This is a genomic window from Variovorax palleresanus, from assembly GCF_051144945.1.
GTDB classification, from domain to species: domain Bacteria; phylum Pseudomonadota; class Gammaproteobacteria; order Burkholderiales; family Burkholderiaceae_C; genus Variovorax; species Variovorax paradoxus_S.
In genome coordinates this window covers 3403377-3428254 of the sequence record NZ_JBJNVP010000002.1, presented here as the reverse complement: position 1 = coordinate 3428254, position 24878 = coordinate 3403377, and the positions used below count along the sequence as shown (strand labels likewise).

The 24878-nt window shown below is 66.1% G+C and carries 23 protein-coding genes; 4 read left to right on the top strand and 19 right to left on the bottom strand.

All coding sequences use genetic code 11. The features are described 5' to 3' along the window. Window positions 1-123 precede the first annotated feature (123 nt). On the top strand, window positions 124-936 hold the full coding sequence (locus ACJ7Z0_RS19895; protein ID WP_434791214.1) for a dienelactone hydrolase family protein: 813 nt from the start codon (window positions 124-126) through the stop codon (window positions 934-936). Window positions 937-1005: 69 nt separating this feature from the next. Further along, on the top strand, window positions 1006-1974 hold the full coding sequence (locus tag ACJ7Z0_RS19890; protein WP_434791213.1) for a nucleoside hydrolase: 969 nt from the start codon (window positions 1006-1008) through the stop codon (window positions 1972-1974). A gap of 72 nt (window positions 1975-2046) precedes the next feature. Here the strand turns inward: ACJ7Z0_RS19890 and ACJ7Z0_RS19885 are convergent, their stop codons facing one another. The 6 genes from ACJ7Z0_RS19885 to ACJ7Z0_RS19860 all read right to left on the bottom strand — a co-directional run bounded on the left by ACJ7Z0_RS19885 (window position 2047) and on the right by ACJ7Z0_RS19860 (window position 8070). Further along, window positions 2047-2784, bottom strand: a complete 738-nt coding sequence (locus ACJ7Z0_RS19885) for an amino acid ABC transporter ATP-binding protein (protein ID WP_018903696.1) — start codon at window positions 2782-2784, stop codon at window positions 2047-2049. 37 nt (window positions 2785-2821) lie between these two features. Next, complete coding sequence (locus ACJ7Z0_RS19880) at window positions 2822-3511, bottom strand: amino acid ABC transporter permease (protein WP_021005559.1); 690 nt, start codon at window positions 3509-3511, stop codon at window positions 2822-2824. Window position 3512: 1 nt separating this feature from the next. Beyond that, entirely contained in the window at window positions 3513-4244 is a 732-nt protein-coding gene (locus tag ACJ7Z0_RS19875) for an amino acid ABC transporter permease (RefSeq protein WP_434791212.1), read from the bottom strand. A gap of 124 nt (window positions 4245-4368) precedes the next feature. Next, entirely contained in the window at window positions 4369-5271 is a 903-nt protein-coding gene (locus ACJ7Z0_RS19870; RefSeq protein WP_434791211.1) for an amino acid ABC transporter substrate-binding protein, read from the bottom strand. Window positions 5272-5444: 173 nt separating this feature from the next. Then, window positions 5445-6896 (bottom strand): aspartate ammonia-lyase, encoded by a 1452-nt coding sequence (locus tag ACJ7Z0_RS19865; RefSeq protein WP_431124960.1) that lies wholly within the window; start codon window positions 6894-6896, stop codon window positions 5445-5447. Window positions 6897-7083: 187 nt separating this feature from the next. Then, window positions 7084-8070 (bottom strand): LysR substrate-binding domain-containing protein, encoded by a 987-nt coding sequence (locus ACJ7Z0_RS19860; RefSeq protein ID WP_093021696.1) that lies wholly within the window; start codon window positions 8068-8070, stop codon window positions 7084-7086. Between the two features lie 61 nt (window positions 8071-8131). Between ACJ7Z0_RS19860 and ACJ7Z0_RS19855 the strand changes: the two genes are divergently transcribed. Further along, on the top strand, window positions 8132-9574 hold the full coding sequence (locus ACJ7Z0_RS19855) for an amidase (protein WP_434791210.1): 1443 nt from the start codon (window positions 8132-8134) through the stop codon (window positions 9572-9574). Between the two features lie 111 nt (window positions 9575-9685). On the opposite strand, the gene ACJ7Z0_RS19850 is transcribed toward ACJ7Z0_RS19855, so the two are convergent. After that, window positions 9686-10624 carry a 2-hydroxyacid dehydrogenase gene (locus ACJ7Z0_RS19850; RefSeq protein WP_434791209.1) on the bottom strand — a complete coding sequence of 313 codons (939 nt, stop codon included), beginning with the start codon at window positions 10622-10624 and terminating at the stop codon, window positions 9686-9688. Window positions 10625-10670: 46 nt separating this feature from the next. Further along, window positions 10671-12536, bottom strand: coding sequence for an ABCB family ABC transporter ATP-binding protein/permease (locus ACJ7Z0_RS19845; protein WP_434791208.1), 1866 nt, complete (start codon window positions 12534-12536; stop codon window positions 10671-10673). A gap of 42 nt (window positions 12537-12578) precedes the next feature. Here ACJ7Z0_RS19845 and ACJ7Z0_RS19840 point away from each other — a divergent pair, with 42 nt between their 5' ends. Then, window positions 12579-12998, top strand: coding sequence for an acyl-CoA thioesterase (locus tag ACJ7Z0_RS19840; RefSeq protein ID WP_434791207.1), 420 nt, complete (start codon window positions 12579-12581; stop codon window positions 12996-12998). Window positions 12999-13008: 10 nt separating this feature from the next. Here ACJ7Z0_RS19840 and ACJ7Z0_RS19835 read toward each other — a convergent pair whose 3' ends face one another. The 11 genes from ACJ7Z0_RS19835 to ACJ7Z0_RS19785 all read right to left on the bottom strand — a co-directional run bounded on the left by ACJ7Z0_RS19835 (window position 13009) and on the right by ACJ7Z0_RS19785 (window position 24844). Continuing rightward, the gene (locus tag ACJ7Z0_RS19835; protein ID WP_434791206.1) at window positions 13009-14166 is read right to left on the bottom strand and encodes an ABC transporter substrate-binding protein; all 1158 of its coding nucleotides are present in this window, start codon (window positions 14164-14166) and stop codon (window positions 13009-13011) included. 153 nt (window positions 14167-14319) lie between these two features. Next, on the bottom strand, window positions 14320-15084 hold the full coding sequence (locus ACJ7Z0_RS19830; RefSeq protein ID WP_431124969.1) for an enoyl-CoA hydratase: 765 nt from the start codon (window positions 15082-15084) through the stop codon (window positions 14320-14322). A 39-nt stretch (window positions 15085-15123) separates the two neighbouring features. Continuing rightward, on the bottom strand, window positions 15124-15717 hold the full coding sequence (locus ACJ7Z0_RS19825; protein WP_434791205.1) for a 2-hydroxychromene-2-carboxylate isomerase: 594 nt from the start codon (window positions 15715-15717) through the stop codon (window positions 15124-15126). A gap of 39 nt (window positions 15718-15756) precedes the next feature. After that, window positions 15757-16497 carry an SDR family oxidoreductase gene (locus ACJ7Z0_RS19820; RefSeq protein WP_434791204.1) on the bottom strand — a complete coding sequence of 247 codons (741 nt, stop codon included), beginning with the start codon at window positions 16495-16497 and terminating at the stop codon, window positions 15757-15759. Between the two features lie 11 nt (window positions 16498-16508). Further along, window positions 16509-17339 carry an acyl-CoA thioesterase gene (locus tag ACJ7Z0_RS19815; RefSeq protein ID WP_434791203.1) on the bottom strand — a complete coding sequence of 277 codons (831 nt, stop codon included), beginning with the start codon at window positions 17337-17339 and terminating at the stop codon, window positions 16509-16511. A 28-nt stretch (window positions 17340-17367) separates the two neighbouring features. Then, complete coding sequence (locus tag ACJ7Z0_RS19810) at window positions 17368-18264, bottom strand: alpha/beta hydrolase family protein (protein WP_434791202.1); 897 nt, start codon at window positions 18262-18264, stop codon at window positions 17368-17370. Window positions 18265-18420: 156 nt separating this feature from the next. Then, entirely contained in the window at window positions 18421-19617 is a 1197-nt protein-coding gene (locus tag ACJ7Z0_RS19805; protein ID WP_434791201.1) for an acetyl-CoA C-acyltransferase, read from the bottom strand. Window positions 19618-19645: 28 nt separating this feature from the next. After that, window positions 19646-20098, bottom strand: a complete 453-nt coding sequence (locus ACJ7Z0_RS19800) for an endonuclease domain-containing protein (protein WP_434791200.1) — start codon at window positions 20096-20098, stop codon at window positions 19646-19648. Window positions 20099-20111: 13 nt separating this feature from the next. Next, window positions 20112-22535 (bottom strand): 3-hydroxyacyl-CoA dehydrogenase/enoyl-CoA hydratase family protein, encoded by a 2424-nt coding sequence (locus ACJ7Z0_RS19795; protein ID WP_434791199.1) that lies wholly within the window; start codon window positions 22533-22535, stop codon window positions 20112-20114. A gap of 36 nt (window positions 22536-22571) precedes the next feature. After that, the gene (locus tag ACJ7Z0_RS19790; RefSeq protein ID WP_434791198.1) at window positions 22572-23006 is read right to left on the bottom strand and encodes a DUF2147 domain-containing protein; all 435 of its coding nucleotides are present in this window, start codon (window positions 23004-23006) and stop codon (window positions 22572-22574) included. Window positions 23007-23047: 41 nt separating this feature from the next. Then, window positions 23048-24844: an acyl-CoA dehydrogenase C-terminal domain-containing protein gene (locus ACJ7Z0_RS19785; protein ID WP_434791197.1), complete on the bottom strand. Its 1797-nt coding sequence runs from the start codon at window positions 24842-24844 to the stop codon at window positions 23048-23050. Window positions 24845-24878 lie beyond the last annotated feature (34 nt).

Below are 24878 nucleotides of genomic sequence, written 5' to 3'. Positions count from 1 at the left end.
CGATACAGCCTGAAAACAGTCAAATTCGACACTGTCATTCTCTGGAGGCCGGCGGCCCAATGCAAGCTTCAACCGCTTCACGGCCGCCGCACGCGGCGGCGCCCCATGACACCGACCCGCTCCATGAAAGAAGACGATCCGCTCGACGACTTCACCCCGCGCCAGATCACGCTCGACGGCATCGAGAAGAAGGTCTACACGGCCGGCCGGGGTCCTGCCGTGGTCGTGATGACCGAGATGCCCGGCATCAGCCCGCATGTGGCGCGCTTCGCCCGCTGGGTGCGCGACGCGGGCTTCACGGTCTACATGCCCTCGCTGTTCGGCCGCGACGGCGCGGTGCCCCAGGCCGGGGAAGGCGCCGCCGTGTTCAAGCGGGCCTGCGTGAGCGCCGAGTTCCGGGCCTTCGCATCGAACGCGTCGAGCCCGATAACGCAATGGCTGCGCGCGCTCGCACGGTTCGCGCACGAAGCGTGCGGCGGCCCGGGCGTGGGCGCGATCGGCATGTGCTTCACCGGCAACTTCGCGCTCTCGATGATGATGGAGCCGGCCATGCTCGCGCCGGTGGTCTGCCAGCCTTCGCTGCCGCTGGACGATCCGGCGGGCACGAACGTGGCGGCCGACGAGCTGGCGGCGGTGCGCCAGCGCCTGGAGCGCGAAAACCTGAGCGTGATGGCCTACCGCTTCGAGGGCGACCGGTTCTGCAAGGCCGAGCGCTTCGCGGCGTTCTCGCTGGCGCTGGGCGAGCGCTTCGTCGCGCGCGTGCTGCCCGACAGCGCCGCGAACCCCGACACGCCACCCTTCTTCGCGCAGCTGGTGGCCAGCCCGCACAGCGTGGTGACGGCGCATCTGATCGACGAGGCGGGCCAGCCGACAGTGGCTGCGCGGGACGAGATCCTGGCTTTCTTTGCGCGGCGGCTGCTGGGCAGGCCCGGCTGACCGTCGCACGGGCTCTGGCAGACTTGCCCGGCAGAGGCGCGCTGTCCGCGCCCGCCACGGAGCCTTGCCATGCCGCCGAACCCACCCGCCGACGCCACCGTGCACACGCTCGTCATCGACACCGATCCGGGCGCCGATGACGTGATCGCACTGCTGTTCGCAATGGCGGCGCCCGAGCGTCTGCACATCGAGGCGCTGACGACGGTGGCGGGCAATGTGCCGCTGTCGAAGACTTCGCGCAACGCGCGCTTGGCGTGCGAATGGGCCGGCCGGCCGGAGATCCCGGTGTACGCAGGCGCGGAACGGCCCCTGGAACGCACGCCGATCTATGCGGCCAACATCCATGGCCACGAAGGCGTCACGGGCGTGAAGGTGCATGAACCCGCCGCGCCGCTGGCCGAAGGTCATGCGGTCGACTACCTGGTCCGCACGCTGCGCGCCGCACCGGAGAAGAGCGTGACGCTTGCCATGCTCGGCCCGCAGACCAACCTGGCGCTCGCGCTTGAACAAGCCCCCGACATCGTGCGCGGCCTGCGCGAACTGGTGCTCATGGCCGGCGCGCATTTCAATGGCGGCAACATCACGCCCACCGCGGAGTTCAACGTGTTTGCCGATCCGCATGCAGCCGAGGCCGTGCTGAAGTGCGGCGTGCCGATCACCATGCTGCCGCTCGACGTGACGCACAAGATCCTCACGAGCAGCGAGCGCATCGCGCGGCTGCGCGCCATCGGCAACCAGGCTGGCAGGATCGTTGCCGACATCCTGGACGCGTATGCGCCGCAGGAGATGCGGCACTACGACATGCCCGGCGGCCCGGTGCACGACGCCACCGTCATTGCCTACCTGCTGCAGCCCTCGCTCTTCAGGGGCAGGCTGATCAACGTCGAAGTCGACAGCCGCGAAGGCATGGGCTTTGGGCAGACGGTGGCCGACTGGTACGGCAGCCTGAAGCGCCCTGCCAATGTGAACTGGATCGTGGACGGCGATGCGCAGGGCTTCTTCGATCTGCTGACCGAGCACATCGCGCGGCTGCCATAAGCTCCGGACAAATTAATAAAAAAGCCACGCTGCGAACAGCGTGGCTTTTGCTTTGGCGCCGCAGCGAATCGATCAGTGCTGCAGAATCTTGTTCAAGAAATCCTTGGTGCGCGGCTGACGATTTTCCGGGTGGCTGAAGAACTCGTCCTTCGGGCAGTCTTCCAGGATCTTGCCGCCCACGTCGATGAAGATCACGCGGCTTGCCACCTTGCGGGCAAAGGCCATTTCGTGCGTGACCACCATCATGGTCATGCCGTCCTTGGCCAGGCTCACCATCACGTCGAGCACTTCACCGACCATTTCGGGGTCGAGCGCCGAGGTGGGTTCATCGAACAGCATCACGATCGGGTCCATGCTGAGCGCGCGGGCAATGGCCACGCGCTGCTGCTGGCCGCCAGAGAGCTGGCCCGGGAACTTGTCCTTGTGCGCCATCAGGCCCACGCGGTCGAGCATCTTGAGGCCGCGGGTCTTGGCTTCGTCGGGGCTGCGGCCGAGCACCTTGATCTGCGCGATCGTGAGGTTCTCGGTGACCGACAGGTGCGGGAACAGCTCGAAGTGCTGAAACACCATGCCGACCTTGGAGCGCAGCTTGGGCAGGTTGGTCTTGGGGTCGTGCAGCGGAATGCCGTTGACGGTGATCTCGCCCTTCTGGAAGGGTTCGAGCGCGTTCACGGTCTTGATGAGGGTGGACTTGCCCGAGCCCGAGGGCCCGCACACCACCACCACGTCGCCCTTGGAGATGCTCACCGAACAATCGTTGAGCACCTGCACCGGGCCGTACCACTTGGACACGTTCTTGATTTCAATCATTTTTTCGGACATTTCTTTCTCCGGTTCAGCCACTCGATTAGCGAATGATGGCAATCTTCTTGTGGAGGCGCTTGACGAGCCACGACAAGGCATAGCACATGATGAAGTAAACGACGGCCGCGAGCAGGTAGGCCTCGATCGGGCGGCCGAAGTTCTTGCCCGCGGTCTCGAAGCCCTTGAGCATGTCGTAGGCGCCGATGGCGTAGACCAGCGAGGTGTCCTGGAACAGGATGATGGTCTGCGTGAGCAGCACCGGCAGCATGTTGCGGAAGGCCTGCGGCAGCACCACCAGGCGCATGTTCTGCCCGTAGGTCATGCCGACCGCCTGGCCCGCATGCACCTGGCCGCGCGGGATCGACTGGATGCCCGCGCGCATGATCTCGCTGAAGTAGGCCGCCTCGAACGCGATGAAGGTGATCACGGCCGAGATCTCGGAGCGGTAGTTCGAGCCGATGGAGCCGAAGGCCGCGTAGAACGAAGCCGGGACCAGGAGGAAGAACCACAGGATCACCATCACCAGCGGAATGCTGCGCATGCCGTTGACGTAGATGGCGGCCGGCGCGTCGAGCCATTTCTTGCCCGACAGGCGCATGAGCGCCAGCACGGTGCCGAAGAGCACGCCGCCAATGGTGGCGACGATCGTCAGCATGATGCTGAAGTAGAAGCCCTTGACGACGAAGTTGCTGATGACGTCCCAGTTATAGAACGACAGGTCGAGATTCATCATGTCAGTGTCCCCCGCCGCCGCTGGCCGAGACGATGAAGCCCGGCACGCGCGTCTTCTTCTCGACGAAAGCCATCAGGCGATTGATCGTAAAGGCCGAGATCACGTAGAGGCCCGTCACCGCCAGGTACACCTCGATGCCGCGCGAGGTTTCTTCCTGCGCCTGCATGGCGAACATCGTGAGTTCGGTCACCGACACGGCAAACGCCACCGACGAGTTCTTGAAGATGTTCATCGTTTCGCTGGTGAGCGGCGGAATGATGATGCGGTAGGCCATTGGCAAGATCACGTAGCGGTAGTACTGCGGCGTGGTGAAGCCCACCGCCATGCCCGCATAGCGCTGGCCCTTGGGCAGCGCCTGGATGCCCGAGCGCACCTGCTCGGCAATACGCGCCGAGGTGAAGAAGCCCAATGCCAGCACCACCAGCACGAAGCTCGGCACGCCCTTCATGACCGGCACCATCGCCGGGATGACGTGGTACCAGAGGAAGATCTGCACCAGCAGGGGGATGTTGCGGAACAGCTCGACCCAGGCATTGCCGAAACGCACCAGCCACGGGCTGTTGGGCAAGGTGCGGATGATGCCGACGAGCGAACCCAGCACCAGCGCGACGACGAGCGCCAGCAGGGCGACCGACACGGTCCAGCCCCATGCGGACAGCATCCACTCCCAGTAGGTCGGGTACTTCCCGCCCGGGTCTTGCAAGAAGACCTGCCAATCCCAGTTTGATCCCATCGGGGACTCTCCTTCTTTCAGATTTCCAGACTGCTAGCTTGCAGAGGCCGTGCCCGCGCGCCGCATTTGCGAAAACAAACGCCCGCCGGGGGCGGCGGGCGTTGCGCGGATGACCTTGCCGTGTTTACTTCTTGGCGGCGTATTCTTCCATCGGCTTGTCGTTCGGGTTGGCCCAGGCCGACTTGGTGGCGTCGGACAGCGGCAGGTTCACCGTGACGTTGGCCGGGGGAATCGGCTTCAGGAACCACTTGTCCCAGAGCTTGGCGAGGTCGCCGTTCTTGATCTGCGACTTGATGCTGTCGTCCACCACCTTCTTGAAGGCGGGGTCGTCCTTGCGGATCATGATGGCGATGGGCTCGACGCTGAGCACTTCGCCGACGATCTTGTAGTCGGCAGGCGACTTCGACTTGGCGATGTTCGAAGCCAGGATGGAACCGTCCATCACGAAGGCGTCGGCGCGGCCCGATTCGAGCAGCAGGAAGCTGTCGGAGTGGTCCTTGCCATAGAGCTCCTTGAAGTCGATGCCGCCGGCGCGCTCGTTCTTGCGCAGGGTCTGGACCGACGTGGTGCCGGTGGTCGTGGCCACGGTCTTGCCGTTGAGGTCCTTGATCGAGGTGATGCCCGAATTGGCCTTGACCGCGATACGCACTTCCTCGACGTAGGTGGTCACTGCGAAGGAGACGTCCTTCTGGCGCGTGGCGTTGTTGGTGGTGGAGCCGCACTCGAGGTCGACCGTGCCGTTCTGCACCAGCGGCACGCGGTTTTGCGAGGTCACGGGCTGGAACTTGGTTTCCATCTTGGCGAGGCCCAGGTGCTTCTGGATGTCGCGGATGATGTTGGCGCAGACGTCGTAGTGGAAACCGGTGTACTGGCCGTTGCCCAGCGTGTACGAAAGACCGGAGGACTCGCGCACACCCTCGGTGATGCTGCCCGAGGCCTTGATCTTGGCCAGGGTGTCAGTGGCCTGTGCAAAGGCGCTGCCTGCGGCCAGTGCCGCGATTGCCAATGCCAATACTTGCTTGTTCATATGGAAAACTCCTGAGGGTGACTATGAGATACAGATACAACGAAATTCTAGACATTCACGTCATGGGGAATACCCGGGCCAACCCGGTGCATTCTCGATGACGACCGCACCGGCCGCGCGCATCGAAGCGCTGTGGTGGTGCAGGTGAACCCTTTGGCATTGTCCGACTTTCACTAAGCAGCCTTTGTGCCCGAGGGCTCGGCAGCCGGCGGCACCGGCGCGGACAGGCGCACGGGCTGGGTCAGGTTTTCGGGCACGAGCAGCGCCTCCATCTCGGCGCGCGTCATGATGCCGAGCGATTCGGCCACCAGGTCGATGGGCCCGCCGGTGGCCAGCGCGGTTTTGGCAATCAGCGCCGCCTTTTCATAGCCGATCAGCGGATTGAGCGCGGTGACCAGCGTGACCGACTCCCGCACCCGCTTGGCCAGGAACTCGCGGTTCGCCTCGATGCCGTCGACGCAGTTCTGCCGCAGCGTGGTGCAGGCGTTGCCCAGGTGCTGGATGCTCTTGAACAGGCTCCACCCCATGATCGGCTCGAAGGCATTGAGCTGCAGCTGGCCGGCCTCCGACGCCATGGTGACCGTGATGTCGTTGCCGATGACCTCGAAAGCCACCTGGTTCATCACTTCGGGGATCACCGGGTTTACCTTGCCGGGCATGATCGACGAGCCGGCCTGGCGCGCCGGCAGGCGGATTTCGCCGAAGCCCGCCTGCGGCCCGCTCGACAGCAGGCGCAGGTCGTTGCAGGTCTTGCTCAGTTTGCACGCCACGCGCTTGAGCACGCCCGACAGCTGCACGAACGCGCCAGTGTCCTGCGTGGCCTCGATGAGGTTGGCCGACTGCTTGAGCGGCACGCCGGTCTGCTCGGCCAGGTACTGGCAGGCGAGGTTGGCGTAGCCATGCGGCGCGTTGATGCCGGTGCCGATGGCGGTGGCGCCGAGATTGATTTCCTCGATGAGCGCGCGCGCCTCGCCGAGCCTGGCCTCGTCCTCGCCGATCATGATGGCGTAGGTCAGAAACTCCTGGCCCAGCGTCATGGGCACGGCGTCCTGCAGCTGGGTGCGGCCGATCTTGAGGATGTCCTTGAACTCGAGCGCCTTGGCCTCGAAGCTCTTGCGCAGCGCGGCCATGGATTCGAGCAGCCGGCCAATGGCAAACCACAGCGCCAGCCGCACCGCCGTCGGGTAGACGTCGTTGGTGCTCTGCGAGGCATTCACGTGGTCGTTGGGGTGCAGCACGTCGTAGCGGCCTTTTTCGTGGCCGAGCTTCTCCAACGCGAGGTTGCAGATCACCTCGTTGGCGTTCATGTTGGTCGATGTGCCCGCGCCGCCCTGGATCACGTCGACCACGAATTCGTCCAGCAGCTTGCCGTCGATGAGGTCCTCGCAGGCCAGGATGATCGCGGCGGCGCGGTCGCGGTCGATGGCGCCGAGGTCGGCATTGGCGCGCGTGGCCGCCTTTTTGACGAAGGCCAGCGCGCGCACCAGCTCGGGCATGGCCGAGACGCGGGTCCCGGAAATGGCGAAGTTCTCGACGGCGCGCGCCGTGTGCACGCCCCAGTAGGCAAGGGCAGGAATCTGCTTCTCGCCGAGAAAGTCGTGTTCGGTCCTGAAATTGGGGCTCATACAGATTCCTCGGCTAAAAAAAAGCACGCGTGTGGCGCGTGCCGGAAGATTGCTGTGTGACAGCGGCAAAAACTGCCGCGACTGTAGGGGCGACACGCCCGCAACGCCAATGCCGTTTGCGGGGGGTGCCATGCGCGGCATTTATAGATTGTGCAGCGCACAAATCCAGCCCGTCAATCGATCGACGTCAGCGCGGCGGCTGGGCGCCGACCAGATACGACCACAGCGCGTCGGCCGTGCGCTTGGGCTGCAGGCTGTCGGAGGGCGAAGCCTTCGCGGAGCGGCCGCCACCGGTCTTCACGGGCGCCGGCGCGCCGGGTCGCTCGCGGTAGGCGCGGATCTCCATCGTCGCCTCGAGGCTGTCGATTTCGGGCGGCAGCGCGCTCACGAGCTTGCGCGACTTGATCTCCTTGCGTACCGCGCTTTGCGGCAGAAAGGCGATGCCATGGCCTTCGAGCGCCATGACCTTCAGGCCCTCGGCCATGTCGGTTTCATAGACCCGGTCGAGGTGGATGGCGGTGCCCGACTCCTTCAGCAGCTGGTCGACCACGCGGCCCAGGTAGGCGCCGGGCGCGTAGCCCAGGTAAGGCAGCGGCTGGCCCGGCCGGCCGGGCAGGCGGAAGCGCGGCGCGCCGTCGGCATCGGCCTTGACCCAGGGCGCCACGGTTTCCTCGCCCAGGCTGACCATCTCGTACTTGTTGGCGTCGAGCTGCAGCGGCTGCGAGGGGTGGTGGTAGGCAATCAGCAGGTCGCAGCTGCCTTCCACCAGGCGCAGCACGGCGTCGTGCACGTTGAGCGCGATGAGCCGGCTCTTGATGGGACCGAAATGCTCGCGCAGGCTGGTCACCCAGGAAGGGAAGAAAGTGAAGGCCAGGGTGTGGGGCACCGCGATCTCGATCACGTCCTGCCCGGCCGCCGAATGGCCGCGCAGCATGGCGCGGGTGCTCTGCAGCGATTGCAGCATCTCGATTGCCTGGCTGTAGAGCGTCTGGCCCGCGGGGGTGAGGCGCGTGGGGTAGGAACTGCGGTCGACCAGGTCGGTGCCGGCCCAGCCCTCGAGCGCCTGGATGCGGCGGGAGAACGCGGGCTGCGTCACGTGCCTCAATTGGGCCGAGCGGCTGAAGCTGCGCGTTTCCGCCAGGCTGATGAAGTCTTCTAGCCACTTTGTTTCCATACGCGGCGATTATGCGAGCGTCGCGCCATACTGGGCTCCCCCTCCTTTTCCCGCATTCGCCATGGCTCCAGCCGATCTGCTCGACCTCAGCGCTACCGAACTTTCCCGCCGCATCGCGGCCCGCAGCGTGTCCTGCCTTGAGCTGATGCAGGCCTCGCTGGCCCGCATCGAGGCGCTCAACCCGCGCTTCAACGCCATTGTTTCGCTGTGCGAACCCGAGGCGCTGCTGGCCGAAGCAGGCGAACGCGACGCCGAGCTGGCGCGCGGCGAACGGCGCGGCTGGATGCATGGTTTTCCCCTGGCGGTGAAGGACCTGAGCCACGCGGCCGGCCTGCCGACCTCCATGGGCTCGCCGCTTTCGCCGCGCTCCCCGGCACGGGCCGACAGCCTGCACGTCGCGCGCATGCGCGAGGCCGGCGCCATCGTGATCGGCAAGACCAACACGCCCGAATTCGGCCTCGGTTCGCACACCTACAACACGGTGTTCGGCATCACCCGCAACGCCTATGCGCCCGAGCGCAGCGCCGGCGGCAGCAGCGGCGGCGCTGCCGTGGCGCTGGCCCTGGGCATGCTGCCGGTGGCCGACGGCAGCGACATGATGGGCTCGCTGCGCAACCCGGCCGCATTCAACAACGTCATCGGCATGCGGCCCTCGCGCGGACGCGTGCCGGGCGATCCCGAACAGGAGCTCTTCTTTCAGCAGCTGGGCACCGAAGGGCCGATGGGCCGGACGGTGGAAGACACCGCGCGGCTGCTGGCGGTGCAAGCGGGCTTCGACGCGCGCGTGCCGCTGTCGTCGCCGCAGCCGCTGCCCTCGCCCGATGCGCTGCAGCTCGATGCCGACGCGCAGGGCCTGCGCATCGGCTGGCTCGGCAGCATCTGGCCCGAGCTGCCGCTCGCGCCCGGCATCCGCGAACTGGGTGAACGCGCGCTGGGCGCCTTCCGCACCCTCGGCTGCGAGGTCGAGCCCTGCACGCTCGACGTGCCGCGCGAGCACAACTGGAGCGCCTGGCTGCGGCTGCGGCAATTGCTGGTCGGCGGCAAGCTCGGCGCCTACCTGAGCGACCCGAAGCTGTTTGCACAGCTCAAGCCCGAGGCGCAATGGGAAATCGAGCAGAGCCGGCATCTCGATGCGGCCTCGCTGTACCAGGCCTCGCTCTATCGATCGAACGTGTACCGCGCGTTCCTCAAGCTCTTCGAGCGCTTCGATTTCGTGCTGGCGCCAACGGCGCAGGTGTTCCCGTTCGATGCCGAACTGCACTGGCCCGCCGAAGTGGCCGGCGTGCCAAGCGACACCTATCACCGGTGGATGGAGATCGTCACGCCTTTCACGCTGGCAGGGTTGCCGACGCTGAACGTGCGCGCGGGTTTCGGCGAGGGTGGCTTGCCGATGGGGCTGCAGCTCGCGGGGCCGATCCATGCGGATCTCGACGTGCTGCGGCTCGGGCATGCGTATGACCAGGCGTGCGGCTGGGCGTCTCATCGCCCTCCGGCCCTGGCTTGATCACTCCCTCCCCTTCCGGGGGAGGGCTGGGGTGGGGGCAAGCGGCGCATCCATCGGGCGCCCTGCCCGCCCCCATCCCAGCCTTCCCCCAGAGGGGGAAGGAGCAAGACCTCAGATGGGGGAAATGACCCCGCGCCCCGCAAAGTGCCCATCGGCATTCGCGAGGAAGCGGTTCACCGATGCCTGCGTGGCCTCCGGCGACCAGCCCGCCATGTGCGGCGTCAGCAGCACGTTGTCCAGGCCGACCAGCGGCTCGGGCCGCTTGGGCTCGCTTTCGTACACGTCGAGGCCCGCGCCTGCGATGCGGTTCTGGCGCAGCGCAGCGGCCAGCGCCTCGGTATCGACCACGCTGCCGCGCCCGATGCTGACCAGAAAGCCCTGCGGCCCGAGCGCGTCGAGCACTTCGGCATTGACGAGGTGGCGCGTGGCCGGACCGCCGGGCGCGGCCAGCACCAGGAAGTCGGCCCAGGCGGCAAGCGACTTCAGGTCGCCGAAGTAGCGGTGCGTTGCGCCTTCGCGCGGCTTGCGGTTGTGATAGCCGATCTCCATGTCGAACGCAGCCGCGCGCCTGGCGATCTTCTGGCCGATGGTGCCGAGCCCGAGGATGCCGAGCTTCTTGCCCGACACGTTCGGCGGCTGCGGAATTTCTTCGCGCCACACGCCTTCGCGGCACAGCCGGTCGAGCTGGCGAAAGCCGCGAACGATGCTGATCAGCATGCCGAAGGCGTGGTCGGCCACGCAGTCGTCATTGGTGCCGGCGCCATTGGCCGTGACGATGCCGCGTGCACGCGTCACTTCGAGCGGAATGCCCTCGTAGCCCGCGCCCATGCAGCAGATCAGCTCGAGCGCCGGCATGGCCGCGATCTCTTCGGGCGTGATGCCGATCACGCCGATGGTCAGCACCGCACGAAATTTCTTGCCGTGCTCCGCGATGGCGGCGGCGCGCGCGGCGGCGTCGAAGGCATAGGTCATGTCGTAGACCTCGGCAATCTGTGCCTGGTGGGCGCTCGAAAGGCTGTTGAGCACCAGCAGGGGAATCTTGGTCGACACGTCTGAACTCCTGGATCGGTAAAAAACAAAGGAACGAATGATCGGGCTACAGCATCGGTACCGCTTCGCTCTTCTGCAAAGCCCACATCTGCGCATACCGGCCCTGCCTGGCGAGCAGCTCGGCATGCGTGCCGCGCTCGACGATCACGCCCGCCTCGAGCACCAGGATCTCGTGCGCATCGACCACCGTCGACAGGCGGTGCGCGATCACCAGCGTGGTCTTGTCCTGCGCCGCGCTCCTGAGCTCCGATTGAATGGCGCGCTCGTTGGCCGAATCGAGCGCCGAGGTGGCCTCGTCGAAGATCACGATCGGCGGGTTCTTGAGCAGCGTGCGCGCAATGGCCACGCGCTGCTTCTCTCCGCCCGACAGCTTGAGGCCGCGCTCGCCCACGGTGGTTTCATAGCCCTTGGGCGTGGCCGAGATGAAGTCGTGGATGCGCGCCGCACGCGCGGCGTTTTCCACCTCTTCGCGGGTGGACCCGGGGCGGCCGTAGGCAATGTTGTATTCGACCGTGTCGTTGAACAGCACCGTGTCCTGCGGCACGATGCCGATGGCGCGCCGCACGCTCGATTGCTGCACTTCGCGGATGTCTTCGCCGCCGATGGTGATGCGGCCCTGCTGCACGTCGTAGAAGCGATACAGCAGCCGCGCCAGCGTGGACTTGCCCGAGCCCGAAGGGCCGACCACGGCCACCGTCTTGCCCGCGGGAATTTCGAAACTCACGTGCTTGAGGATGGGGCGCGCGGGCTCGTAGGCAAAGCTGACGTCTTCGAAGCGCACGGTGGAGTCGACGCCGTTGCGCTCTCCCGGAGGGAGAGGGTGCAAGGACAAGGGCTGCGCGCCCGGCGCATCGCGCACCTCGCGCTCCTTCTCCATCAGCACGAACATCTTATCCAGGTCGGTCAGGCTCTGCTTGATCTCGCGGTAGATCACGCCCAGAAAATTGAGCGGAATGTAGAGCTGGATCATGAAGGCGTTGACCATCACCAGGTCGCCGAGCGTCATGCGCCCTTCGACCACGCCCGAGGTGGCGCGCCACAGCATCAGCACCAGGCTGACCGCGATGATCAGCTGCTGCCCGGCGTTGAGCATGCTCAGCGTACGCTGGCTCTTGATGGCCGCCTTGCGGTAGCGGTCCAGGCTGGCGTCGTAGCGCTTCGCCTCGAACTCCTCGTTGTTGAAGTACTTGACGGTTTCGTAGTTCAAGAGCGAATCGACCGCGCGGCTCTGGGCCATCGAGTCGAGCTCGTTCATGGTCTTGCGGAACTGGGTGCGCCACTCGGTCACCGTCACCGTGAAGGTGATGTACAGCACCAGCGCCGCACCCGTGATCCAGACGAACAGCGAGTCGAACTTCACGCCCAGGATGGTGAGCACCAGCGCCAGCTCGATGATGGTCGGCACGATGCTGTAGAGCGACATCGAAATGAGCGAGTGCACGCCGCGCGTGCCGCGCTCGATGTCGCGCGTCATGCCGCCGGTCTGGCGCTCCAGGTGGAAGCGCAGGCTCAGCGAGTGCAGATGGCCGAACACCTCCAGCGCAATCTGCCGTGCCGTGCCCTCGGTGGCCTTGGCGAAGATCAGCTCGCGCAATTCGCCGAAGAGCGCAGTCGAAAACCGCAGCAGGCCGTAGGCCAGCAAGAGCCCGATGGGTACGATCAAGAGCGCCTGGGCCATGTCCGGCTTGGGCGTCATCGTGTCGATGAGGTTCTTGAGCAGCACCGGCACGCCCACGTTGGCCACCTTGGCGCCCACCATGAAGCCGAGCGCGGCGATCACCCGCCACTTGTATTGCCACAGATAGGGAAAGAGGCGGCGCAGCGTCGCCCAGTCGGAGCGGTCGCTGCGCGCCGGCGCGTGGCCGGCGACGGGATGGGAAGGAGGAGGTAGGGCTTCGCCGCTGCGGCGCATGGGGGACAATCGTGGTTGCTTTGTTTGTTCCAGATTGTGCCCATGTCCGATATTTCCAGCGCCGCCGCCGCCCTCAAGAGCCTGCCCACCGACATGGAGCTGGTGCTCAAGGTCATTCCGATGCCGGCCGACTGCAACGCCAATGGCGACATCTTCGGCGGCTGGGTCATGGCTCAGTGCGACCTGGCCGGCTCGGTCATTCCCGCCCGCTATGCCAAGGGGCGCCAGGCCACGGTGGCGGTGAACGAATTCATCTTCAAGCAGCCAGTGCGCCTCGGCGACATTCTTTCGTTCTATTCGAAGCTGGTGCGTGTCGGGCGCACCTCGGTCACGGTCACGGTCGAGGTTTTTGCCGAGCGTTTCCTGGCCCAGGGTGAGTACATCAAGGTGACGCAGGCCACCTTCACCTACGTGGCCATCGACGACAACGGCCGCCCCAGGCCCATCGAACAGCAGCCCTGAGCGCGCTCGCTCAGAGGCCCGGGTCGTGCACGCGCTCGAAGCGCTCGAACTCGCGGTTGATCCAGCGCCCGTCGCGCCGTTCGGTGCGGCGGATGTAGACGGCCTGCACGATGTCCCGGGTGTGGGCGTCGATTTCGATCGGGCCGCGCGGGCTCTCGAGCCGCAGCCCCCGGAAAGCATCCACCAGCCGTTCGCCGCCGATGCCGCCGCGCGCGGCCGGCGAACTCATCGCGGCGTCGGCGGCGGCGAGCGCATCGTGGGCCGCCACGGCGAAATAGCCGGGCCGCAGGTGGCTGCCGTACTCGGCCTCGAAGGTGCCGGTGAAGCGGCGGTTGGCCGCGGATTCGTGGGCTGACGAATAGTGATGGCTGGTGACCAGCCCGTCGGCCAGCTCGCCGATGCCTTCGAGGTAGTGGTCGTCGGTGGCGTCCCCGGTCGCGAGCAGGCGGATGCCGGTGTCGGCCATGCCGCGGTCGCGCCAGAACTTGAGAAAGGTGGTGGGCATCTGCCCCGAAGGCAGGAAGAAGAACACCGCCTGCGGCTTGAGTTCGCGCAGGCGCAGCATGTAGGCCGAATAGTCGAGCGTATTGAGCGGCACGCGGAGCATCGCGCCGACCTGGCCGCCGCCGGCGGTGATGCCCGCGACAAAGGTGCTTTCGGCATCGAAGCCCGAGGCGTAGTCGGCCACCACGGTGCAGACGTTGCGCAGGCCCTGCTGGAGCGCCCAGCTCGCCAGCGGCAGCGTAACCTGGGCGATGGTGAACGACACCCGCACCGCAAACGGGCAGCGCGCCGTGAGGCCCGAAGAGGCCGCATTCATCACCAGCAGGGGCACCTTGGCCTGCGTGGCCACGGCGCCGACGGCATAGGCGTTGGAACTGAAGTCCAGGCCCGCCAGCAGGTCGACCCGTTCGCTCTCGACCAGGTCTTGCGCATGGCGGCGCGCCTGCTCGGGCGCGCTGCCCGGCACGTCGCGGCGCAGCAATTCGACCGGCCTCCCGGCGATGGTCTGGTTGTGGGCCGCGAGCCAGACCGACATGCCGGCATCGAACTGGCGCCCACCGCCCGAATAAGGACCGGACCAGGAGCCGATGAGCCCGATGCGCAGGGGACGCACGCGCGCCAAGGCCAGCGAAGGCGCCGCCAAGGTGCCCGCAAGCACACCCAAAGTACGCCGGCGCGCAAGGTCGATTGCTACTTTTTCAGTAGCATCACTCGCCGATTGGACGGGCGTTTCAAGCGATCTTGTCTCGAAGACTTGCACGCCGGACAGTGTACGCGGCCACTGTCTTCGGGCCAACGCGGAGTGACCCTCACTCCATCAGACCTTGGAGAAATCCGGCTTGCGTTTCTCCATGAAGGCGCCGAAAGCCTCGCGCGCGGCGGGTTCGCGCAGCATGCGGCCGAAGCTCGCGCCCTCTTCGCCCATGCGCTCGAGCACGGCGGGCATCTGGGCCTTCTTCAGCAGGCGCTTGGTTTCGACCAGCGCGCTCAGCGGCTTGGCCGCGAGCTTGCGGGCCTGCACCTGCGCGATGGCATTGGCTTCGGTCGGCGGCACGATGCGGTTGACCAGGCCCACTTCGAGCGCGGCCTCGGCCATGAAGGGCTCGCCCAGCAGCAGTGCCTCGGCCGCGCGGTGGTAGCCCAGCATCTGCGGCACCAGCAGGCTCGACGCCGCTTCGGGGCACAGGCCCAGGTTCACGAAAGGCATCGAGAAGGCCGCGTTGTCGCCCGCGTAGACCAGGTCGCAATGGAACAGCATCGTGGTGCCGATGCCCACGGCCGGGCCGCAGACGGCCGCGACGATGGGTTTGGGGAAGGTCGCGATGCCGCGCAGGAAGCGGAACACCGGCGAATCCTGGCCGGCGGGCGGTGCATTGAGGAAGTCGCCGATGTCGTTGCCCGCGCTGAAGATCGTCGGATCGCCCTGGATCAGCACGCAGCGCACGGCCGCATCGCTCTCGGCCGCAGCCAGCGCGTCGGCCAGCTCGGCGTACATGTTGCCGGTGATCGAGTTCTTCTTGTCGAGGCGGTTGAAGGTCAGGGTCATCACACCGGCTTCGGTGTGGACGAGGATGTCGGTCATGGGAATGGTCCTTGGGTAAAACGGGTGATGGCGATGCAATCAGGCGTCGAGGGCTTCGCGCACGAAATCCAGGCGGTCCTGGCCCCAGAACATCTGGTCGCCGACGAACATGGTGGGCGCGCCGAACACGCCGCGCTCCACGGCCTCCTGCGTGACGGCTTTCAGGCGGTCTTTCACTTCCTGCGAGGCGGCCAACGCCAGCAGGGCAGTGGCGTCGAAGCCCGCATTCTGGAGCACGGCGCCGACGGTGGCGGGGTCGTTCATGTTCTTCGGCTCGACCCACATCGCATCGAAGATGGCGTCGACGTAAGCGCCGAAGCGCGCCGGCTCCTTCATCTGGATGCCGGTGGCGCCGCGCATCAGCAGCAGCGTGTTGATGGGGAAATGCGGGTTGTGCACGAAGGGCACGCCGTAGCGTTTGGCAAAGCGCTGCAGGTCGATGGTCATGTACGGCGCCTTGGGCACGATCTCCGCCGGCGAACGGTTTCCCGTGGCCTGAAACACGCCGCCGAGCAGCATGGGCTTCCAGACCAGTCGGGCGCCGGTGTCGGCGCACACGTGCGGCAGCTGCGTGGCGGCCAGGTAGGCGGCGGGGCTGCCGAAGTCGAAATAGAAGTCGACGGATTGGGTCATGGGTGTCTCCTTATTGCGCACAAGGCAACGAGCGGCATCTCAGAACTTCTCGGACCAGGGACGCAGGTCAAGCTCGTGCGTCCAGGCATCGCGCGGCTGCGAATGCAGCATCCAGTAGCTGTCGGCAATGTGCTCGGGGTTCAGGATGCCGTCGCTCTCCTTCAGTGCATAGCGCTCGGGAAAATTGCTGCGGATGAACTCGGTGTCGATGGCGCCGTCGACCACCACGTGCGCGACGTGGATGCCCTGCGGCCCCAGCTCGCGCGCCATCGACTGCGCCAATGCGCGAAGTGCCATTTTCGCGCCGGAGAAGGCGCCGAAATTGGCCGCGCCGCGCAGCGATGCCGTGGCGCCGGTGAAGATGATCGTGCCGCGATGCCCGCCCTTCGGGAGTTCGCGCGCCACCATGCGCTTGGCCACTTCGCGCCCATTGAGAAAGCCCGAGAAGCAGGCCATCTCCCACACCTTGAAGTACTTGCGCGCGGACTCGGTGAGGATGCTCTCGGGCACGTTTGCGCCAATGTTGAACACCATCACCTCGATCGGCCCGATGGTCGATTCGATCTGCTCGACCAGCGCGACCACTTCTTCTTCCTTGCGCGCGTCGCAGGCAAAGGCATGGGCGCGGCCGCCGTCGGCCTCGATCTGCGCGACCAGCGGCTGCAGCTTGTCCAGGCTGCGGCGCGTGACGCACGCGGCGAACCCTTCGCGCGCGAAGCGGCGTGCGATTGCGCCGCCGGTGGCGTCGCCGGCGCCGACGATGAGTGCGGTCTTTTGCATGGTCGTTCTCGCTATTCCTTGTAGTAGACGATCTGATTGGAAGTCGCGAGCAACGTGCCCTTCTCGCTCCACAGATGCGCCGCCTGGTCGAAGAAGCCGTTGAAGAACTGCTGCCCCGCCGCCCGGCCCAGCAGGTAGCCCGTGCCGGCCTCGGCCAATTGCGCCGGTCCGGCATGGAAGTAGGTGGTGATCGAGACCGTGCCCGCCGGTACGCGCGTTGCGCGGCGCAGCCAGACGCGCGGATAGAACACGTCGCTCATCGCCGCCAGCGAGCAGAAGTCGAGCGGCCGCTCTTGCGCTTCGCGCAGCCACATCCGGGTTTCGCTGTGATGCAGGCTCTCGTCCCATTTGGCAGGAATGCCGCCGCTGAACGGACGCATCTCGTACCGGTCGAGCCAGGCCACGCCCGAAGGTCCGATGCTGAGGCGTTCGACTGACTCAGGGCTGGGCGCCTCGGGCATCGGCATGTCGCTTGCGCCCCAGGTGTCGCGCCGCGCGGCGGTGACCACCGTGGCGGTGGTCGTCATGTTCGGCACGCCGCCGGCGCCAGCCTGCGTGATCTGCACGGTCCAGTGCTGGGTCGAACGGTTGGTGCGCACGGCCGTGGCCTGCACGTCGAACGCGCCGGCTTCGAGCGCGGCCGCGAAGTTGACGGTCAGCGCAATGGGCGTACCCAGCAGGTCCGGATGCCGCAGCACCGACTGCAGCGCAATGGCCGCAGTGGCGCCGCCGAAGGGCCCGACCATGTTCCAGTAGTCCGGACTGGTGGCGCCGGTGAAATGGCCGACGCGGATGTCGCTGTGCTGCAGCGCGATGGCTTTGTCGAAGGGGTGCGTGCTCATGGCTGCAGTGTGCCTCCGGTGAATGGCGTCACGCAGTCGTGTGCGGGACGCTGGCTTGCTGCACCGCGGTAAGCGCAGCCAGCCGGTGCAGCTTGTCGAGCATGCTCGGCCAGAGGCTCTGGCTGAACTGCTCGCGAAAGAAACCGAAGTGGCCGATGCGCCGCGCCTGCACGTCGGCCGGCGCGATGCGCTCGATCACGCTCGGCGCGCCCGCGTAGAAGCTCACGAGGCTCTCGGTGCCCGCGAGCGTCATGAGCTCGTCATCGGTGATCGACAGCGCGAGCACCGGAAAGCGCACGCGCCCATAGCTCTGCAACGCGCGCTCGCCTTCGGCGCCGACGCTGTAGCGCGGATGGAGGCACCAGCGCCGCCACTGCAGGATCACGCCGCGCGGCAGGTCGCCGACCTTCTTGAGCTTGCGGCCCGGGAAGTAGCCGCACAGCCGCGTGACGAGCGGCACCAGCACGAACCAGAAGTAGAGGATGCTGCGCTTGAGCTTCGGCGCGTTCTCGCGCCAATAGCCGCTGCCCGCGGCGATGCTGACGAGGCCGTCGACCTGCTCCGGCCGCTGCAGGAAGCCCGGCAGCTGCGCGCCGAGGCTGTGGCCGAGAAGATAGAGCGGCTGCCCGGGCAGCGCGGCCTTGGCGGTGTCGATGACCGCCTCGTAGTCGCGCGCCCAGTCGAACAGGTCGGCCTCGAAGCCGCGCAGCGAGGCGCCGCTGCGCGAATCGCCGCTGCCGCGGTAGTCGAAGGTCCACACCTGCAGCCCCTGCTGCGCGAGCCACTGCGCAAAGGGCTCGTAAAAGGACTGCCGCACACCCATGGCACCGCCGATGACGATGCTGGCACGGGGTTCGCCAGCCGGCTCGTAGCGGCGCACCGCCAGTTGCACGCCGCCGTCGCCCGAAAGTTTTTGCGCTTGCATGGGTTTGCCTCTTTCTTCGTGATCGATCACCGCCCCGCGGCGTAGCGAGCGGGATGAGATGCAAGGCGCGGGTGGCGGAAAACCGGAGCGACCTTCAGGGTCGTGAGGATTTTCCGACGGGCCCCGCAACGCCGCAGATCGCCCGCGCAGTAGCCGCTAGACGCGTTCGAAAATGCCTGCTGCGCCCTGCCCCATGCCCACGCACATCGTGACCATGCCGTACTTCAGGTTTTCGCGCCGCAGCGCATGCACCACGGTCGCCGCGCGAATGGCGCCGGTCGCACCGAGCGGATGGCCCAGCGCGATCGCCCCGCCCATGGGATTGACCTTGCTTGGATCGAGCCCCAGCGTGTTGATGACTGCGAGCGATTGCGCAGCAAAGGCTTCGTTGAGCTCGAACCAGTCGATGTCCTCGTGCTTGAGCCCCGCATAGCGCAGCGCAGCCGGAATCGCCTCGATCGGGCCGATGCCCATGATGTGCGGCGGCACGCCCTTGCTCGCAAAGCTCACGAAGCGTGCGAGCGGCGTGAGGCCGTACTGCTTGACCGCCTTCTCGCTCGCGAGGATGAGTGCGCCCGCGCCGTCGGAGGTCTGCGAGCTGTTGCCCGCCGTGACGGTGCCGCGCGCGGCAAACACGGTGCGCAGCTTGGCCAGGCCTTCGAGGCTGGTGTCGGGGCGTGCGCCTTCGTCGAGACTCACCGTGCGCGTCTTCGCGATCGACTCGCCGGTCTCCAGGTTCGGCGTGCGGTCGGTCACTTCGATGGGCGTGATCTCGTCCGTGAACTTGCCGGCCTTCTGCGCGGCCAGTGCCTTCTGGTGCGAGGCGAGCGCGAACTCGTCCTGCGCCTCGCGGCTCACCTTCCACTGCTGCGCGACCTTCTCGGCCGTGAGGCCCATGCCGTAGGCAATGCCCACGTCGCCTTCGCGCTCGAAGATCGAGGGCGACAGCGAGGGCGCGTTGCCCATCATCGGCACCATGCTCATGCTTTCGACACCGGCCGCGATCATCACGTCGGCCTCACCGACGCGGATGCGGTCCGCCGCCATCTGCACGGCCGACAGGCCCGATGCGCAGAATCGGTTCACGGTGATGCCGCCGATGCTCGTGGGCAAGCCCGCCAGCACCGCGCCGATGCGCGCAACGTTCAGGCCCTGCTGGGATTCGGGAATCGCGCAGCCGCAGATGATGTCTTCGATAGCCTTGGGGTCGAGGCCCGGCACCGCGGCAAGCGCAGCCTTGAGCGTGGTCGCGAGCAGGTCGTCGGGGCGGTAGTTGCGGAAGTAGCCGCGGTGCGACTTGCCGATGGGCGTGCGGGTGGCGGAGACGATGTAGGCGTCTTGGATTTGTTTCATGACCTTCAGTCCTTGTATCTTGTCTTGCTCATTCGTCCGATGCGACGATGGTTGGCTGTCTTGCTCCCTCTCCCGCTTGCGGGAGAGGGCTGGGGTGAGGGTTGTCTGCCTGCAGCGCTTGCAGAATCCGTTCTCGAACTGCATCCGTCTGCGCCAGCACTTCGTTGTTCCAGAACCGGAGCACGCGAAAACCCTGCGCTTCCATGAAACGAGTCCGGCTCTCGTCGTACTCGGCAGCTTCCACATGTTGCCCGCCGTCCAGTTCAACGATCAGCTTCGCTTCGAGGCACGCGAAGTCTGCGAAGTACGGGCCGATCGGGCGCTGACGGCGGAACTTGTGATTGGCCAGGCGGCGGTCGCGCAGGTGGTACCAGAGAAGGGACTCGGCGTCGGTGGGGGCTTCGCGCAAGGCTCTTGCCCTCACCCTAGCCCTCTCCCGCTCGCGGGAGAGGGGACCAGAGGCGCCGAGGTCTTCGCTCATGGTCTTTGCTGCGTCAGTTCCGCACCGGCTTCCCCGTACTCAGCATCCCCATGATCCGCTCCTGTGTCTTCGGATGCACGATCAGCGAGCAGAACGCCTTGCGTTCCAGCGTCATCAGGTATTCCTCGGTCACGAGCGAGCCCGCGTCCACGTCGCCGCCCGTCACCACATTGGCGATCAGACTCGCGATGTGGAAGTCGTGCGCGCTGATGAAGCCGCCGTCGCGCATGTTGACGAGTTGCCCCTTGATGGTCGCGGCGCCGCTGCGGCCCGCCACGCGGAAGCTGCGGCGCAGCGGTGCGCGGTAGCCGGCGTCGGCCATGGCCTTGGCCTGTTGCAGCGCCACATAGAGCAGCTCGTCCTTGTTCGGCACGATCACGTCGCTATCGAGCAGGTAGCCCAGCTTCTTCGAATCGAGCGCACCGGTGCCGACCTTGGCCATGGCCGCGGCGGTGAAACCTTCGGTGAGGAACGGCAGCAGGTCGGTGCCGGTGGAAGCCGCGGCGTTCTCGGCCGCACGGCGTGCGATGTAGGTCAGGCCGCCCGCGCCGGGGATCAGGCCCACGCCCACTTCGACCAGGCCGATATAGCTTTCCATCGCCGCCACGCGCCGGGCCGAATGAACGGCCAGCTCGCAGCCGCCGCCCAGCGCCATGCCGCGCACGGCCGAGATCACCGGCACGCTGGCATAGCGAATCTTGAGCATCACGTTCTGCAGCTCTTCTTCCGCGCCTTCGACCGCGCCGATGCCGGCGACCACGAAGGCCGGCAGCATCGCCTGCAGGTCGGCGCCGACCGAGAACATCTCGTCGGGCGACCAGATCACCAGTCCCTTGTATTCGGCTTCGGCCAGGTCCACCGCGGCGCCCAGCGCTTCGGCCACGTCGGGGCTGATGGCGTGCATCTTCGAATGGATGCTCGCGATGAGCACTTCACCGTCGAGCGTCCACACGCGCACATCGCCTTCATCGCTGATCGTGATGCCCGCCATGTTGGCATCGGCCGCGTTCGCGCCCAGCACGCTTTCGGGGAACAGCTGGCGGTCATGCACCGGCAGCTTGCGCTGCGGTACGAACTTGTTCTGCGATGCGCTCCACGAGCCTTCGGGCGTGTGTACACCACCCGCTTCGGCCACAGGGCCTTCGAACACCCACTTCGGCAGCGGCGCGCTGCTCAGCGCCTTGCCGGCGTCGATGTCTTCCTGCACCCACCTGGCGACCTGCGCCCAGCCGGCCTCCTGCCAGAGCTCGAACGGACCCTGCTTCATGCCGAAGCCCCAGCGCATCGCATAGTCGATGTCGCGCGCGCTCTCAGCAATGGTCTCCAGATGCACAGCCGAGTAGTGGAAGCTGTCGCGCAGAATGGCCCAGAGAAACTGGCCCTGCGGTCCTTCGCTCTCGCGCAGCAGCTTCAGGCGCTCGCCCGCTGGCTTCTTGAGCATGCGGCCGTACACCTCGTCAGCCTTGGCGCCGGCGGGCACGTACTCGCCGCTCTGGAGGTCGAAGCGCAGGATGTCGCGGCCGGCCTTCTTGAAGAAGCCCGCCTTGGTCTTCTGGCCGAGGTTGCCCAGTTCGAGCAGCTTCGCGAGCACCGGCGGCGTCGAGAAGTTGGCGTAGAAGGGATCGGCCTCTGCGTCGAGGTTGTCCTGCAGCGTCTTCACGACGTGCGCCATGGTGTCGAGGCCCACCACGTCGGCGGTGCGGAAGGTGCCCGAGCTGGCGCGGCCGAGCTTCTTGCCGGTGAGGTCGTCCACCACGTCGGGCGTCAAACCGAACTTCTCGACTTCCTTCAGCGTGGCCAGCATGCCGGCGATGCCGACGCGGTTGGCGATGAAGTTGGGCGTGTCGTGCGCGCGCACCACGCCCTTGCCGAGCGTGCTGGTGACGAAGGCCTCGAGGTCGTCGAGCACCTGCGGCTCGGTGGTGGGCGTGTTGATCAGTTCCACCAGGAACATGTAGCGCGGCGGGTTGAAGAAGTGAATGCCGCAGAAGCGCGGCTTCAGCGCTTCGGGCAGAGCCTCGCTGAGCTTGGTGATCGAAAGGCCCGAGGTGTTGGATGCCAGGATCGAGTGCTTCGAAACGTGCGGCGCGATCTTCTTGTAGAGATCGAGCTTCCAGTCCATGCGCTCGGCAATGGCTTCGATGATGAGGTCGCACTCGCCGAGCTTGGCGAGGTCGTCCTCGTAGTTGGCTTGCTCGATCAACACCGCATCGGCCACGTCGCCGAGCGGCGCGGGCTTGAGCTTCTTGAGGTTGTCGATGGCGCGCGTGACGATGCCGTTCTTCGCGGCACCTTGAGCGACCGCACCGGTCGCGTCCTTGGCCGCCAGGTCGAACAGCACCACAGGCACGCGCACGTTGACGAGGTGGGCGGCAATCTGCGCGCCCATCACGCCGGCGCCGAGCACGGCGACCTTCTTCACTTGAAATCGGGACATGTTGATTGGTATTTCTTGGATTGAAAACGCGGCGGTCTACTGGACGCGGAGCCAGGTCTGGGTGCGCCAAAAGGGGCCGAGGTAGCCGCGCACTTCGAGCTTCTTGCCGCCGTCGATGGGCGTGAAGCTCGCGCGGTATTCCTTGCCGTTCTCGGGGTCGAGGATCTTTCCGCCTTCCCAGACGTCCTTGCCCTCGGCCTTTTTGCCGCCGCGGATGATGTCGAGCCCGGTGATGGGCTTGCCCTTGCGGTCGTCACTGCATTCGTCGCAGATCGCGTCGGGCTTGGCGTCCCTCCGGAGCGACTTCTCGATGCGGCCGATGAGCGCGCCGTTGGATTCGCCGATGCGGATCTCGGCCTTGGCCTCGCCGGTCTTGTCGTCGACGTTGCGCCACAGGCCCACCGGCGTGCTCTGCGCCATGGCCGAGGCAGCGGCGACGGTGAACAAGACGGCTGCAAGCGTTGCTTTCATGAGCGGCTTTCGGTTGAATGTCGAGGAAAGACCCGTGGGCCTCAAGCCAGTGCCGCTTCGGTGTCCATCAACACTTTGCTGCCGGCGCGCGCGGTGCGCATCAGCGTCGCGGTCTCGGGGAACAGCTTGGCGAAGTAGAAGCGCGCGGTCTGCAGCTTGGCAACGTAGAACGGGTCGGTGTTGCCGGCGGCAATTTCGCGCAGCGCCACCTGGGCCATGCGGGCGAACAGGTAGCCGAACACGAAGTGGCCGGCCACGCGCAGGTAGTCCACCGCGGCGGCGCCCACTTCGTCGGGGTTCTGGAAGCCCTTGAAGCCGATTTCGGTCGTGAACTTGGTGAGCTGGTCGCCCAGGCCCGCGATCGGGTTGATGAACTCGGCCATCTTCTCGTTCACGCCTTCTTCTTCCACCAGCTTGGCAACCAGCTTGCCGAACTTCTTGAGCGACGCGCCGTTGTTGCCCAGCACCTTGCGGCCCAGCAGGTCCAGAGACTGGATGGTGTTGGTGCCTTCATAGATCATGTTGATGCGGTTGTCCCGCACGAACTGCTCCATGCCCCATTCCTTGATGAAGCCGTGGCCGCCGAACACCTGCATGCACGAATTGGTCGCGATGTGGCCGTTGTCGGTGATGAAGGCCTTGACGATGGGCGTGAGCAGCGCGACCAGTTCGCCGGAGTCCTTGCGCACCTTCTCGTCGGGGTGGTTGTGTTCCTTGTCGAGCAGCAACGTGCAGAAGATCTGCAGCGCGCGGCCGCCTTCGGCATACGCCTTGGCCGTGAGCAGCATCTTGCGCACGTCGGGGTGCACGATGATCGGGTCGGCTTCCTTGTCCTTGGCTTTCGTGCCCGAGAGCGAACGCATCTGCGTGCGGTCCTTGGCGTAGGCCAGTGCATTCTGATAAGCCACTTCGGTCAGGCCGAGCGACTGGTTGCCCACGCCCAGGCGTGCAGCGTTCATCATCACGAACATCGCGGCCAGGCCCTTGTTGGGCTCGCCCACCAGCGTGCCGGTGGCACCTTCGATCACGATCTGCGCGGTGGCGTTGCCGTGGATGCCCATCTTGTGCTCCAGGCCGGCGCAGAAGATCGGGTTGCGCTCGCCGAGCGAACCGTCGGCCTTGACCTTGAACTTCGGCACCACGAACAGGCTGATGCCTTTGCTGCCCTTGGGCGCATCGGGCAGTCGGGCCAGCACCAGGTGAATGATGTTGTCCGTCATGTCGTGCTCGCCGGCCGAGATGAATATCTTGCTGCCGGTGATGCGGTAGCTGCCGTCGGGCTGCGGCTCGGCCTTGGTGCGCAAGAGGCCCAGGTCGGTGCCGCAATGGGGTTCGGTCAGGCACATGGTGCCGGTCCATTCGCCGCTCGTGAGCTTGGGCAGGTAGGTCTTCTTCTGCTCGTCGGTGCCGTGGGCTGCCAGCGCCTCATACGCGCCGTGCGAGAGGCCGGGGTACATGGTCCAGGCCTGGTTCGCGCTGTTGAGCATTTCGAACAGGCACTGGTTCACCACGAAGGGCAGGCCCTGGCCGCCGAAGGCCGGGTCGCACGACAGCGCGGGCCAGCCGCCTTCAACGTACTTGGCGTAGGCGTCCTTGAAGCCCTTGGGGGTCTTCACTTCATGCGTGGTCTTGTCGAGCTTGCAGCCCTCTTCGTCGCCGCTGATGTTGAGCGGGAACGTGACTTCGGCGGCGAATTTGCCGGCTTCTTCGATCACCGCGTTGATGGTGTCGGCATCGGTCTCGGCATGGGCCGGAAGCGCCTTGAGTTCATCAGCGACGTTGAGCACTTCGTGCAGCACGAACTGCATGTCGCGTACGGGTGGGTTGTAGGTAGGCATCCGGAACTCTCCTGGTCGAAAACTGGAAAAAAAG

Bases quoted from the DNA above. Each gene is read 5' to 3' on its own strand.
- ACJ7Z0_RS19895 (WP_434791214.1), top strand. From the start codon at position 124: ATGAAAGAAGACGATCCGCTCGACGACTTCACCCCGCGCCAGATCACG.
- ACJ7Z0_RS19890 (WP_434791213.1), top strand. From the start codon at position 1,006: ATGCCGCCGAACCCACCCGCCGACGCCACCGTGCACACGCTCGTCATC.
- ACJ7Z0_RS19885 (WP_018903696.1), bottom strand. From the start codon at position 2,784: ATGATTGAAATCAAGAACGTGTCCAAGTGGTACGGCCCGGTGCAGGTG.
- ACJ7Z0_RS19880 (WP_021005559.1), bottom strand. From the start codon at position 3,511: ATGATGAATCTCGACCTGTCGTTCTATAACTGGGACGTCATCAGCAAC.
- ACJ7Z0_RS19875 (WP_434791212.1), bottom strand. From the start codon at position 4,244: ATGGGATCAAACTGGGATTGGCAGGTCTTCTTGCAAGACCCGGGCGGG.
- ACJ7Z0_RS19870 (WP_434791211.1), bottom strand. From the start codon at position 5,271: ATGAACAAGCAAGTATTGGCATTGGCAATCGCGGCACTGGCCGCAGGC.
- ACJ7Z0_RS19865 (WP_431124960.1), bottom strand. From the start codon at position 6,896: ATGAGCCCCAATTTCAGGACCGAACACGACTTTCTCGGCGAGAAGCAG.
- ACJ7Z0_RS19860 (WP_093021696.1), bottom strand. From the start codon at position 8,070: ATGGAAACAAAGTGGCTAGAAGACTTCATCAGCCTGGCGGAAACGCGC.
- ACJ7Z0_RS19855 (WP_434791210.1), top strand. From the start codon at position 8,132: ATGGCTCCAGCCGATCTGCTCGACCTCAGCGCTACCGAACTTTCCCGC.
- ACJ7Z0_RS19845 (WP_434791208.1), bottom strand. From the start codon at position 12,536: ATGCGCCGCAGCGGCGAAGCCCTACCTCCTCCTTCCCATCCCGTCGCC.
- ACJ7Z0_RS19840 (WP_434791207.1), top strand. From the start codon at position 12,579: ATGTCCGATATTTCCAGCGCCGCCGCCGCCCTCAAGAGCCTGCCCACC.
- ACJ7Z0_RS19830 (WP_431124969.1), bottom strand. From the start codon at position 15,084: ATGACCGACATCCTCGTCCACACCGAAGCCGGTGTGATGACCCTGACC.
- ACJ7Z0_RS19825 (WP_434791205.1), bottom strand. From the start codon at position 15,717: ATGACCCAATCCGTCGACTTCTATTTCGACTTCGGCAGCCCCGCCGCC.
- ACJ7Z0_RS19820 (WP_434791204.1), bottom strand. From the start codon at position 16,497: ATGCAAAAGACCGCACTCATCGTCGGCGCCGGCGACGCCACCGGCGGC.
- ACJ7Z0_RS19815 (WP_434791203.1), bottom strand. From the start codon at position 17,339: ATGAGCACGCACCCCTTCGACAAAGCCATCGCGCTGCAGCACAGCGAC.
- ACJ7Z0_RS19810 (WP_434791202.1), bottom strand. From the start codon at position 18,264: ATGCAAGCGCAAAAACTTTCGGGCGACGGCGGCGTGCAACTGGCGGTG.
- ACJ7Z0_RS19805 (WP_434791201.1), bottom strand. From the start codon at position 19,617: ATGAAACAAATCCAAGACGCCTACATCGTCTCCGCCACCCGCACGCCC.
- ACJ7Z0_RS19800 (WP_434791200.1), bottom strand. From the start codon at position 20,098: ATGAGCGAAGACCTCGGCGCCTCTGGTCCCCTCTCCCGCGAGCGGGAG.
- ACJ7Z0_RS19795 (WP_434791199.1), bottom strand. From the start codon at position 22,535: ATGTCCCGATTTCAAGTGAAGAAGGTCGCCGTGCTCGGCGCCGGCGTG.
- ACJ7Z0_RS19790 (WP_434791198.1), bottom strand. From the start codon at position 23,006: ATGAAAGCAACGCTTGCAGCCGTCTTGTTCACCGTCGCCGCTGCCTCG.
- ACJ7Z0_RS19785 (WP_434791197.1), bottom strand. From the start codon at position 24,844: ATGCCTACCTACAACCCACCCGTACGCGACATGCAGTTCGTGCTGCAC.